Origin of the sequence: Streptomyces sp. NPDC060209 (genome assembly GCF_042728155.1) — a bacterium.
Lineage (GTDB): Bacteria > Actinomycetota > Actinomycetes > Streptomycetales > Streptomycetaceae > Streptomyces.
Genome location: NZ_JBHWZS010000282.1, coordinates 1 through 11,191 on the forward strand (window position 1 = coordinate 1; position 11,191 = coordinate 11,191).

The 11,191-nt window shown below is 72.2% G+C and carries 9 protein-coding genes; 6 read left to right on the forward strand and 3 right to left on the reverse strand.

All coding sequences use genetic code 11. The features are described from left to right. Positions 1 to 81: 81 nt before the first annotated feature. From ACFWFI_RS34600 to ACFWFI_RS34610, 3 genes are all read right to left on the reverse strand, one after another. Positions 82 to 255, reverse strand: coding sequence for a hypothetical protein (locus ACFWFI_RS34600; protein ID WP_387398176.1), 174 nt, complete (start codon positions 253 to 255; stop codon positions 82 to 84). Between the two features lie 193 nt (positions 256 to 448). Then, positions 449 to 3,421, reverse strand: a complete 2,973-nt coding sequence (locus ACFWFI_RS34605) for an AfsR/SARP family transcriptional regulator (RefSeq protein WP_387398178.1) — start codon at positions 3,419 to 3,421, stop codon at positions 449 to 451. Between the two features lie 193 nt (positions 3,422 to 3,614). After that, a complete protein-coding gene (locus ACFWFI_RS34610) occupies positions 3,615 to 4,514 on the reverse strand; it encodes a MurR/RpiR family transcriptional regulator (RefSeq protein WP_387398180.1) in 900 nt (299 codons plus the stop codon). Between the two features lie 132 nt (positions 4,515 to 4,646). Between ACFWFI_RS34610 and ACFWFI_RS34615 the strand changes: the two genes are divergently transcribed. Genes ACFWFI_RS34615 through ACFWFI_RS34640 form a run of 6 tightly spaced genes read left to right on the forward strand, consistent with a single transcriptional unit; the run spans position 4,647 to position 11,115 of the window. Beyond that, complete coding sequence (locus ACFWFI_RS34615; RefSeq protein ID WP_387398183.1) at positions 4,647 to 5,831, forward strand: C45 family autoproteolytic acyltransferase/hydolase; 1,185 nt, start codon at positions 4,647 to 4,649, stop codon at positions 5,829 to 5,831. A gap of 13 nt (positions 5,832 to 5,844) precedes the next feature. Continuing rightward, the gene (locus ACFWFI_RS34620) at positions 5,845 to 7,497 is read left to right on the forward strand and encodes an ABC transporter substrate-binding protein (protein ID WP_387398185.1); all 1,653 of its coding nucleotides are present in this window, start codon (positions 5,845 to 5,847) and stop codon (positions 7,495 to 7,497) included. A 4-nt stretch (positions 7,498 to 7,501) separates the two neighbouring features. Further along, complete coding sequence (locus tag ACFWFI_RS34625) at positions 7,502 to 8,449, forward strand: ABC transporter permease (protein WP_387398187.1); 948 nt, start codon at positions 7,502 to 7,504, stop codon at positions 8,447 to 8,449. Then, positions 8,446 to 9,294, forward strand: a complete 849-nt coding sequence (locus tag ACFWFI_RS34630; RefSeq protein WP_387398189.1) for an ABC transporter permease — start codon at positions 8,446 to 8,448, stop codon at positions 9,292 to 9,294. The genes ACFWFI_RS34625 and ACFWFI_RS34630 overlap by 4 nt, the downstream gene beginning before the upstream one ends. 4 nt (positions 9,295 to 9,298) lie before the next feature. Continuing rightward, positions 9,299 to 10,282: an ABC transporter ATP-binding protein gene (locus ACFWFI_RS34635; RefSeq protein WP_387398191.1), complete on the forward strand. Its 984-nt coding sequence runs from the start codon at positions 9,299 to 9,301 to the stop codon at positions 10,280 to 10,282. After that, positions 10,279 to 11,115, forward strand: coding sequence for an ABC transporter ATP-binding protein (locus tag ACFWFI_RS34640; protein WP_387398193.1), 837 nt, complete (start codon positions 10,279 to 10,281; stop codon positions 11,113 to 11,115). The genes ACFWFI_RS34635 and ACFWFI_RS34640 overlap by 4 nt, the downstream gene beginning before the upstream one ends. Positions 11,116 to 11,191: the final 76 nt, after the last annotated feature.

The following is an 11,191-nucleotide window of genomic DNA, read 5'->3' on the forward strand; positions in this document are numbered from 1 at the left end:
CTGCTCCGTGCGCGCGGACATGCAGCGGCCGCGACGGCTCCCCCTCCGCGCCGCCGCGGCCGCTCCCCGTGCGGGTGAGGTCTAGTTGGCCGGCTCACTCGTGGCGTGGGCGTCCTGGGTGGTGAGCTCCTCGCCGGTGGCGTGCGCGTCGGCCGGCTTGAGCGGCGAACCGGTGGCGTGGGCGTCCTGGGTGGTGATCTCCTCGCCGGTGGCGTGCGCGTCCGTCGGCTTGAGGATGTCGCTCTTGTCGGCCATGAAGTTCAACTCCTGAAAAAGGTGGTGACTGCGGATGGGGAGCTCGCCCGGCGGTTCCCCCGTGGATCGCCGGGCGGGCTCCCAGGGCCGATCACCCTAACGGTGAGGCCACTCGCCAATCCGTCTGCCCCCCGACGCGACGGATCGATGAGTAGAGAGTGCCGTGAGGCGATAAACGAATGATGAACGCCGGTCAGGAGGCCCTGGCGACAGGGGCCGGGGCCAGGAGTTCACGCACGGAGGCGGCCTCGGGGGAGTCCAGGTCGTCGAAGATCGAGAGCGCCTCGTTCCAGCAGACCTGGGCGCGGTCCGTCTGACCGATGCCGGCGAGCCCGCGGCCCAGTGCGGTGAGTACGTTCGCCCGGCGCCATTCACCGCCGATACCGCGCAGGATCGCGAGTGCCTGCTCGGCGTGGGACGCCGCGTGGGCGGGCTGACGGATGGCGAGGTGCAGCTCGGCCAGCCGGAACAGGGTCATTCCGTGCCAGAGTTGCTGCCGGCTGTCGCGGAATATCGACATGGCCTCGGTGAGCGCCTCCTGGGCGGAGACCGTCCGCCCCGTACCGGTGAGCGCCAGCCCCAGGGCGTATTTCCCGTTGGCCAGGCGCAGGGCCAGACCCGAGGTGTCCGCCTCGTAGATGCCGACGCCCTGCTGGGCGAGGTCCACGGCGCTCGCTGTCCTGCCCGTGGCCAGATGGACACGGGAGAGGTTGCACAGGGCCGAGGCCTCGCCGGGCTTGTTGCCGTCCGCGCGGAAGGCGGTCAGCGCTTCACTCAGGTGATTCTCGGCGTCGGAGTGCCGGTTCTCGTACAGGGCGATGATTCCGCGCTGGTTCGGGACCTGTCCGAGGGAGACCGGGTCGTCGGCCAGCCGGCCGAGCTCCAGTGCGCGCCGGGCCTCGGTCTCGGCCTCCGCGAACCGTCCGGACACGCTGAGGGCGTGGGTCAGCATCGTCCGGGCCCGGCCCTCGGCCTGTGCGTCGCCCGCCGTCCGCGCCGCATCGCTCACGGCCTTCGCCGCGGTGGCGAACTGGTGGGAGTTGGCGCCGGATTCCCCCAGGTCCACCATGGCCATGAGCAGATCGGCGGCCCGCCGCGGCATGCCGGATCCGGCGGACTGGGCCGCGCAGGCCAACAGCCCGCTGGACTCGGAGAAGAGCCAGTCCAGCGCGGTCTCACGGACCTGGAAAGTGAGCCCGGGGTACTCGGTGCGAGTGAAGTGGTCGAGCACCCGCTCGCCCGGCCGCTCCAGCGCGTACACCCCCGCCGCCGTGGCCAGGTAGAAGTCCAGCAGCCGCGACAGCGCCAGCTCCCTTTCCACCGGCGGCTGTTCGTCGCGTTCCGCGCACGCACGCGCGTAGAGGCGCACCAGGTCGTGATAGCGGTAGCGGCCCGGGGCCGCCGATTCCAGGAGGCTGGTGTCGACCAGGGACTCCAGGAGGTCCTCCGCCGTGTGAGGGTCCAGGTTCAGGAGCGCGGCAGCCGCCGCGAGGGAGATGTCGGGGCCGTCCGCCAGGCCGAGGAGGCGGAAGGCGCGGGCCTGGGCCGGTTCCAGCTGGCCGTAGCCGAGCTCGAAGGTGGCCTTCACGGCGAGGTCGCCGGCCTGGAGTTCGTCGAGGCGGCGGCGTTCGTCGGCGAGCTTCGCGGCCAGCACCGAGACCGTCCAGGTGCGGCGGGCGGCCAGCCGGGAGGCGGCGATGCGAATGGCCAGCGGCAGGAAGCCGCACGCGGCCACCACGTCCAGGGCCGCCTCCCGCTCCGAGCGGACGCGTTCGTCGCCGACGATGCGGGTGAAGAGCTGCAGGGCCTCCTCGGGGGACATCACGTCCAGGTCCACCAGGTGCGCCCCGGCCAGGTCGACCATGCGGACCCGGCTGGTGACCAGCGCCGCGCAGCCTTCCGTGCCCGGGAGCAGCGGCCGGATCTGCGCCGCGTCATGGGCGTTGTCGAGCAGGACCAGGATGCGGCGGCCGTCGAGGGTGGAGCGGTAGAGCGCGGCCCGCTCGTCCAGGGAGTCCGGGATCGCGGAGTCGGCGGTGCCCAGCGCGCGCAGGAACGCGCCGAGGACGGTCTCGGGTTCGGCGGCCCGGGCGCCCGCGCCCTGGAGGTCGACGTACAGCTGGCCGTCCGGGAAGTGCGGGCGTGCCTGGTGGGCGATGTGCACGGCGAGGGTCGTCTTGCCGACGCCGCCGATGCCGGCCAGCGCGGAGACCGCCATGACGGAGCCCTCGGCGGTCATGAGCCGGTCACCCAGCTCGCGTACGAACGCGGCGCGGCCCGTGAAGTCCGGGACGGTGGCGGGGAGCTGGGCCGGGCGGACCGGGACGGAGGCGGGGGCCGGCTCGTCGGCGGGGCGGGCCAGCTCCTCGTCGGCCCGGAGGATCCGCTGCTGGAGCTGGGCCAGTTCGGGGCGGGGGTCGACGCCCAGCTCCTCCGCGAGCAGGCGACGGGTGTCGGCGTACACCGCGAGGGCCTCGGCCTGACGGCCGCTGCGGTACAGGGCGATCATCAGCAGTTCGCGCAGTCGCTCGCGCAGGGGCTGCGCCGCGGTGAGCGCGGTCAGTTCGGAGACCGCCTCCGCGTGGCAGCCGACCTCCAGGTCCAGGTCGAGCCGGGTCTCGGTGAGCTGGAGGCGCCATTCCTCCAGGCTGGTGCGCTGGTTCTCGGCGTACGGGCCGGGGAGGGAGGCGAGGGCCTCACCGTCCCAGAGGCCGAGCAGCTTGTTGATCAGTGTGCGGGCCTGGCAGCGGTCGCCGCCGCCGCGCGCCTTCTCCGCCTCGGCCGCCAGGTCCTGGGCGAGCGTCAGGTCGAGTGCCTCGCGCGGGATCCGGACGGCGTAGCCTCCCGCCTCGCTGACCAGGGTGTCCTGGCCCAGGGCCTTGCGGAGCCGGGACGCGTACGTCCGCACCGTGGCCAGTGCCTGGGACGGGGGGTCGTCACCCCAGAGGGCGTCGATGAGTTCGGCTGCGGTGGCCGTGCGGCCGTCGCGCAGGAGCAGGGCGGCCAGCAGGGCGCGTTGCTGCGGGGACCCCGACGGCAGGGGTTCGCTGCCGCGCCAGACGCGTACAGGGCCGAGCACGGTGAAGCGCAGTTCGGTGCCGGCCGCCCGTTCCCGCGGAGCGCGTTGCTCCGGAACGCGCACGCCGGGTCCGTTGTCGCGGTCCATGATGCCCCCTGTCCTGCTTGCCCCGCCGGTCCTGCCGATCCCGCTCTGCTTCATACCGTTGGTATCGCGGTCAACAGTCTGCCTTGTTATGGGCGGGCTCGTCAGTATCGGGTGACGCTCTGCACAGGCCCTCGACATGATTGGGGGGCGAAGGCCTGTGCGGAGGGTGACGCCATGTCAGCCGATGAGGGATTCAGGCGCGGCGTTTCGGGTCGAGCAACTGGTCGCGCAGCGCGGTGAGCTGGTGCGAGGACTCCACCGCCCGGGTCTCGTCCAGCGTGGCCAGCGCCAGGAGCAGCGCGTCGGCGACGAGCAGCCCCGTCAGCGACTCCGCGGTGATGCCGGTCGGGGTGTGCGGGGCGGTGAGGACCGCCTCGACGCGGTCGGCGTACGCCTCGCCCAGTTCGTCCGTGACCAGCACGACCTTGGCGCCGACCGCACGGGCCCGCTCCATCATCACGGTCAGTTCCACCAGCCGCCGGCCCGGCTGGAAGATCACCACGGCGTCGCCCTGTCCCAGGGCCAGCAGCTGGTCCGCGAGGGCGAAGCCGGTCTCGGAGACGAAGCGGGCCCGGCGGCCGATCCTGCCCAGTGCGAGCGCGAGGTGGCGGGCGCCCGGTTCCGAGGCGGCGATGCCGTAGCAGAACACCTCGTGCGCCTCGGCGAGGACTGCCACCGAGCGCTTGACGGCCTCCGGTTCGGTGAGCCGCCGGGCCTGGTCGATGCGTTCCTGGGCCTCGTCGAAGACGTCGCTCCAGATGGATCCCAGGTCGCGGCCGACGTGTGCGATGCGCTGCTTGAGGCGTACCTCGGGGGCGACGGACGCGGTGAAGTCGTTGGCCAGCTCCCGCTTCAGGGCGGGCAGGCCCGCGTATCCGAGGCGCTGGAGGGCGCGTACGACGGTGGCGTTGCTGGTGGAGCTGGCGGCGCCCAGCTCCTGGGCGCTGGCGAAGAGCAGCTGCTCGACGGGGGCGGAGGCCAGGTACTGCGCGACGGCTCGTTCGGACGTCGACAGGTCGTCCCATTGATCACGAATCGCCGCACGCAGCCGTGTCACTCCGGTTTCGTTCTCTGGAATTTCCATTACAACCATTGACTTCCGTGTGACCCGCGTTACTGTCCTGGGCAGAACGTTCCAAGGGGAACGCATCCTGAAATCGACGTTACAGGATCCTGGCGATCCTCAGGGCGTCGTACGCGGAAGCGTTCCGTCGCGAGGAGAACAATGGCACCCCTTCCCACGAAACCCGCTCCCGCCCGGGCCCTCCCGGTCATCGAGATCTCCGGCGGCCCGCTCGACCGGGGGCGCCAGTACGGCGAGGCCGTGCGCCCCCAACTGCACGCCGCCCTCGGCTACTACGAGGAGGCGTTCGGCCGGTCCGCCGGGCTGACCTGGGACCGGGTCGCCGCCCGCGCCGGCCGCTGGCTGGATCCCGTACGCGACTACGCGCCCCACCTCGTCGAGGAGATGCAGGGCATCGCGGACGGCGCGGGGGTCGGCCTGCTCGACGTCCTCGCCCTGAACGCGCGCGGCGAGGTCATCTACGACAAGTCCTTCGCGCAGATGGAGGCGGCCGGACAGCAGGCGGACGAGGAGCCCGCCGAGGGCTGCACCTCCTTCGCCGCCTACGGCGAGGCCAGCGGCGACGGGCACGTCTACGCCGGGCAGAACTGGGACTGGCGTGCGGGCGTCGCCGACACCGTCGTCATGATCCGGATCGTCCAGCCCCCGAAACCGACCCTGATCATGCAGGTCGAGGCCGGCCAGGTCGGCCGCCAGGGTGCCAACTCCGCCGGCATCGCCCTCAACGCCAACGGCCTCGGTGGCCGTTTCGACGACACGGTCGGGCTGCTCCAGACCGTCGTACGCCGCAGCGTCCTGGACCAGAGCAACATCACCGACGCGCTCGACGTGCTCTGCCGCACCCGGGCCCACATCGCCAGCAACGCGCTCCTCACCTGCCGCGAAGGCTTCGCCATCGACCTGGAGACCACCCCGGCCGGACACGGCTGGATGTATCCGACCGACGGCCTGCTGGTGCACGGCAACCACTACCAGGCGGGCATCCCCGCCCAGTTGGCAGCATCCGGCTACCGGCCCATGTCCTCGGACTCGCTCGTCCGGGTCCCGCGCGCCGAGCAGGGGCTCAGGGCGCTGCGCGGCTCCACCGGCCCCGACGAGTCCCGCGCGGTCATCCGCCGGGCCATGTCGGACCACCTCGGCCACCCGGAATCCCTGTGCACCCACCCCGACCCGCGCCGCCCGGCCGTCGAGCACTGGACCACGCTCGTCTCCTCCCTGGCCGACCTGACGTCCGGCGACTACCACGTCACCGCCGGAACCCCCTGTGACCGCGAGTACCAGCACCTCCCCTGGAACCTCTACGACGGCCCGTACGGCCAGAACTGACAGGACTTCAGTGATGAACCGCACCTATCGACGAAGGACGGCCCTGGCCGCGGGCGCCGTCGCGACGGTGATCGTCGCGGCCGCCGGCTGTAGCGGCGCCACCCAGAACACGGGTGGCGGCTCCTCGGCCGCCGAGGCCGCCGCGCTCACCCTCACGCCGACCACCCCGGCCGCCAAGGGCGAACTGGCGAACGCCGACTGGCTCCTTGAGGACGAACCGGACTCGCTCGACCTGGACACCCAGGGCTCCAGCGCCGGCCGCGTCGTCCTCACCAACGTCTGCGAGCGGCTCTACCAGCTCCAGCCGGACATGTCGACGAAGCCCTTCCTCGCCGAGGAGGCCGAGACACCGGACGACAAGACCCTCGTCCTGACGCTGCGCTCCGGAGTCACCTTCCACGACGGCTCCCCGATGACCGCGGACGACGTGCTGTGGAGCCTGGAGCGGCACGCCGACCCGGACATGGAGCAGGGCGACGAGTTCGGCAACATCGCCGCGATGAGGAAGACGGGCGACCGGCAGATCACGATCACCTTCAAGGCGCCCGACGCCATGTTCTTCAAGGCCCTCGCCGGGGACGCGGGCATCGTCTGGAACAAGGAACAGGTCGAGAAGGCCGGCAAGGACTTCGGCACCCCGGGACAGACCGACGCGTGCACCGGCCCGTACCGGCTGAGCGGCTGGAAGTCCGGCGACTCGATCACCATCCAGCGCTACGACGCCTACTGGGGGGAGAAGCCGCTGACGAAGCAGGTCACCTTCCGCTGGGCGTCGGACAGCGCCCTGGTCAACGCCCTGACCACGGGTGCGGCCGACGGCGCGTACGCCGAATCGCCCAACACCGCGGCGGCCCTCGGCGGCAAGAAGGGCATCGAGCGGTACTACGGTCCCTCCACCGCCTCCCTCATCCTGATCCCGACCGAACGCGGCGGCCTGAAGGACGCGAAGATCCGCCGGGCGCTCTCGCTCGCCCTGGACCGCAAGGGCATCGCCGCGTCCGGCTACGGCTCCATGGTCCAGCCGTGGGGCACCCCGGTCGGCTCCGGCGCCTGGGGATACGAGAAGGACACCTTCGAGGCCGCCCAGAAGGACATCGCGTACGCCCCGGAAAGCCCGGACGCCGACGATCTCGCCGCCGCCAAGAAGCTGGTCAAGGAGGCGGGAGGCGGACCCGGTGAGCCGATCGTGATCGGTACGGATGCCAGTCAGGGCCGCACCGTCGTCGCCAACGCCGTGCGCGCGGCGCTCCAGCGCATCGGCCTCACCGGGCAGATCAAGACGGTGCCGACCTCGCAGTTCGAGCAGTTCTACAGCGACCCGTCGGTGCGCGGCGAGATCGACGTACTCGTCGCCGACTGGTACATCTCCAAGGCCGACCCGATGGGCTTCTACGACAACGCCCTCTCCGACTCCTCCAACAACTGGGTCGGCTTCAAGGACGCCGCGTACGACGCCGAGGTGAAGCAGGCACTCTCCACCCTCGACGACGGCGAGCGGGCGAAGCTCGCGGTCGGCGTCCAGAAGACGTTCACCGACGCCGCCGTCTGGATCTCGGTGGCCCAGGTTCCGTCCGTGCTCGTCCTGAACGACGAGCTGACCGGACCTCCCGCGTCCATGGCGTACCTCTACCACCCGTGGGCCGCCGAGCTCGGCCGGAAGGGCTGACGCGATGCTCGCCCGGATCTCACGGCGCCTGGCCGGACTGCTCGCCACGCTCCTCGCCGCCTCGTTCGTCATCTTCGCCGCCGTCTACGCCGCACCCGGCGACCCGGCCGTCTTCCTGGCCGGCGGCCGCGACAAGCTCACCCCGGAGAAGCTGGAACTCGTCCGCGCCCAGTACCACCTCGACGAGCCCCTCGTCGTGCAGTACGGGCGCTGGCTCGGGGACTGCCTCCACTTCGACCTCGGCCGTTCGTTCAAGTACAGCGACCAGGTCGCCGACCTGCTCGTCGCCCGCTTCCCGACGACGCTCGCCCTCGTGGCGTACGCGACAGTGCTGTTCGTCGTCCTCGGTGTCGGCGCCGGTGTCCTCGCCGCCGTCCGGCGCGGGACGTGGATCGACTCGACCGTCGTCGGCGGCACCACCCTGGCAGCCTCGGTCCCCTCGTTCGTCTCGGCCATCGCGCTCGTCGCGCTGTTCGGGGTCCAGCTCGGCTGGTTCCCCGTCACCGGCAGCGGGGAGGGCTTCGCGGGCACACTGCACCATCTGACCCTGCCCGCCCTGTCGTTGGCGCTCGGGGCACTCGCCCTGATCAGCCGGGTGACCCGGCAGTCGATGGTCGACGCGGGCGCCGCCGACCATGTGGAGGTCGCACGGGCCTCAGGTGTTCCGGAGCGCGAGATCGTGGTCCGGCACATCCTGCGCAACGCGCTCGGGCCGATCGTCACCATGTGCGGCCTGGTCATGGCGGGCATGCTCGCCGGCACGGTCGTCGTGGAGACGGCCTTCGGGATCAGCGGCATCGGCTCGCTGCTCGTCGGTGCGATCAACACGCACGACTTCCCCGTCGCGCAGGCCGTGCTCCTGCTCATGGTCACCGGCTACATCGTCGTGACCACCCTCGTCGACCTGGTACACCCGCTGCTCGACCCGCGTGTGAAGGAGGCCACCGCATGAGTGCGCTCACCCTCGCACCCGCGGGCGTCGAACGAGGGGCACGCCGCCCGCTGAGCGTCGTGATCGCGGGCGCGGTCCTCGTGCTGGTGATCCTCGCCGCCGTCCTCGCCCCGCTCCTCGCGCCGTACGCCCCCGACGCCATCGACCTCTCCGCATCGCTCGTCGGCACCGGCGGCGAACACCTCCTCGGCACCGACTCCTCCGGACAGGACCTGCTCTCCCGGGTGCTGTACGGGGCCCGCACCAGCCTCATCGCGCCGATCCTCCTGCTCGCCATCGCGGCGCTGCTCGGCGTCGTGCTCGGCACGCTCGCCGCCTGGCGCGGCGGCTGGGTGGACACCCTGGTCTCCCGGCTGACCGACGTGATGTACGCCTTCCCCGGGCTGCTGTTCACCGTGATGATCATCGCGGTCTTCGGGGCCGGGATGACGACCTCCGTGCTGGCGCTCGGACTCGCCTACACCCCGACCGTCGCCAAGTACACCCGCTCGGTGGCCCTCGCCGAACGCCGCAAGCCGTACATCGACGCCTACCGGGTCCAGGGCATGGGCGGCGCGCGCATCTGCGCCCGCTATCTCGTCCCCAACCTCGGCCGCTCCGTCATCGGCTACCTGGTGGTCCTCTTCGGCGAGGCCCTGATGTCGCTGGCCACGCTGTCCTACCTCGGGTTCGGCGCCCAGCCGCCCAGCTCCGACTGGGGCCTCATGGTGCAGGAGGGCCAGGCCGCCGTCGTCCAGGGCGCACTCCTGCCCGCCCTGGTGCCCGGCTTCGCCATCGCCCTCGTCGTGGTGTCCTTCAACGTCGTCGGGGTCTGGGCCGCCGACCGACTCGGCAACAGGAGGTAGCCGCATGCTCCTCGACATCGAGAACCTCACCGTCGAACTCCCCGGCACCGCCCGGCCCGTCCTCACCGACGTGACCCTGCGGGTGGGAGCCGGCGAAGTGGTCGCGCTGGTCGGCGAATCCGGCTCAGGCAAGTCGACCACCGCCCGGGCGGCCCTCCGCACCCTCCCCGAGGGCGCCGTGGTCTCCGGCTCCGTACGCGTCGACGGCACCGACGTCCTCGCGCTGCGCGGCGAGGCACTGCGCGCCCACCGGGCCAGTACGGTCGCGATGGTCCACCAGGACCCGCGCTCCGCGCTCAACCCGGTCCGCCGCATCGGCGACTTCCTGGTGGAGCGGCTCGCCGGCAGCGGGCTGGACCGGAGGGCGGCCCGCGCCCGGGCCGTCGAACTCCTCGGCGCGGTCGGCCTCCCCGACCCCGCCCGCCGGGTCCGCCAACGGCCGCACGAGCTGTCCGGCGGCATGCTCCAGCGCGTCGTCATCGCCGGTGCGCTGGCCGCCGAACCCGGGCTGCTGCTCGCCGACGAGGCGACCAGTGCCCTGGACGTCACCACCCAGGCCGAGATCCTCGCCCTGCTCCGCACGCTGCGCGCCGAGCGGAACCTCGGCCTCCTGTTCATCACCCACGATCTGCACCTGGCCGCCGCCTACTGCGACCGCGTGTACGTCATGTACGCGGGCCGGGTCGTGGAGGAGCAGTCCGCCGGGGCGCTCTTCGACCGGCCCCGCCACCCCTATACGAAGGGCCTGCTGGCCTGTTCGCCGACGCTGGGGGAGGCGGAGCGGGAGATCCGCCCGATCCCCGGCCGCCCGCCGTCGCTCGCGGACACCTTCGGCGGCTGCGAGTTCGCAGACCGCTGCCCGGAGGCCGAACCCGAGTGCGCCACCTGGCGACCGGAGCCGGTGGCCCTGGACGGCGGGGGTGCGGCGGCCTGCCGACGTCTTCCCGTCCTCACGGCGCCCGGCCAGGACAAGAGGAGCGTCCGATGACCACGACCGACCGCGTACCCGAGGGCGCGCCCCTGCTGGCCGTGGACGGCCTGCGGAAGACGTACGCGCTGCCCGGCGGCGGGCGGCACACCGCCGCCGACGGCATCACCTTCACCGTCCCGGCGGGCGGCTCGCTGGGGATCGTCGGGGAGTCGGGGTCGGGCAAGACGACCGTGGCCCGGATGCTGGTGGGGCTCGTACGCCCCGACGCGGGCACCGTCTCCGTCTCCGGACGGCCCCGTGCCGCGCGCACCCCTCGCGGGCGGACCGCAAGGCTCGTCAGGGCCCGGGAGATCCAGATCGTCTTCCAGGATCCGTACGTCTCCCTGGACCCACGCCTCACCGCCCGCCGATGCCTGACCACGGCCCTGCGACTGCACGGCAGGGACGAGGCGCTCGCCGACGGGCTGCTCGACCAGGTGGGCCTCGGGCCCCGCGAGGCAGGGGCGTTGCCGCACGGTCTCTCCGGCGGCCAGCGCCAGCGCCTGGCCATCGCGCGGGCCCTGGCGGTGGACCCCAGGGTGCTGGTCCTCGATGAGGCCGTTGCCGCGCTGGACGTCTCGATCCAGGCGCAGATCCTCGCGCTGCTCGCCGAGATCCGCCGGGACACCGGGGTCGCGCTGGTCTTCGTCAGCCATGACCTGGCGGTCGTCCAGCACATCACGGACGAGGTGTTGGTGATGCGCCGCGGCACGGTGGTGGAGCAGGGGCCGACGGCCGGTGTGCTGGCCGGCCCGCAGGACCCCTACACCGAACTGCTGCTGGCCTCGGTGCCACGGGCGGGCTGGGACCCGGCCGACGCCGTCACGGCCCGGGCGGCCGCCGGTCTCTGAATCGCCGGAGGCCTCTCGAATTCCCGGGGCCGGAAGGGGAATCGGGACCGGAAAGGCAGGAGCCCCGCTCCTCCGC

Excerpts from the sequence above, each read along its gene's own strand:
- ACFWFI_RS34625 (WP_387398187.1), top strand. The coding sequence starts at position 7,502 with ATGCTCGCCCGGATCTCACGGCGCCTGGCCGGACTGCTCGCCACGCTC.
- ACFWFI_RS34635 (WP_387398191.1), top strand. The coding sequence starts at position 9,299 with ATGCTCCTCGACATCGAGAACCTCACCGTCGAACTCCCCGGCACCGCC.
- ACFWFI_RS34620 (WP_387398185.1), top strand. The coding sequence starts at position 5,845 with ATGAACCGCACCTATCGACGAAGGACGGCCCTGGCCGCGGGCGCCGTC.
- ACFWFI_RS34630 (WP_387398189.1), top strand. The coding sequence starts at position 8,446 with ATGAGTGCGCTCACCCTCGCACCCGCGGGCGTCGAACGAGGGGCACGC.
- ACFWFI_RS34615 (WP_387398183.1), top strand. The coding sequence starts at position 4,647 with ATGGCACCCCTTCCCACGAAACCCGCTCCCGCCCGGGCCCTCCCGGTC.
- ACFWFI_RS34640 (WP_387398193.1), top strand. The coding sequence starts at position 10,279 with ATGACCACGACCGACCGCGTACCCGAGGGCGCGCCCCTGCTGGCCGTG.
- ACFWFI_RS34600 (WP_387398176.1), bottom strand. The coding sequence starts at position 255 with ATGGCCGACAAGAGCGACATCCTCAAGCCGACGGACGCGCACGCCACC.
- ACFWFI_RS34610 (WP_387398180.1), bottom strand. The coding sequence starts at position 4,514 with ATGGTTGTAATGGAAATTCCAGAGAACGAAACCGGAGTGACACGGCTG.
- ACFWFI_RS34605 (WP_387398178.1), bottom strand. The coding sequence starts at position 3,421 with ATGGACCGCGACAACGGACCCGGCGTGCGCGTTCCGGAGCAACGCGCT.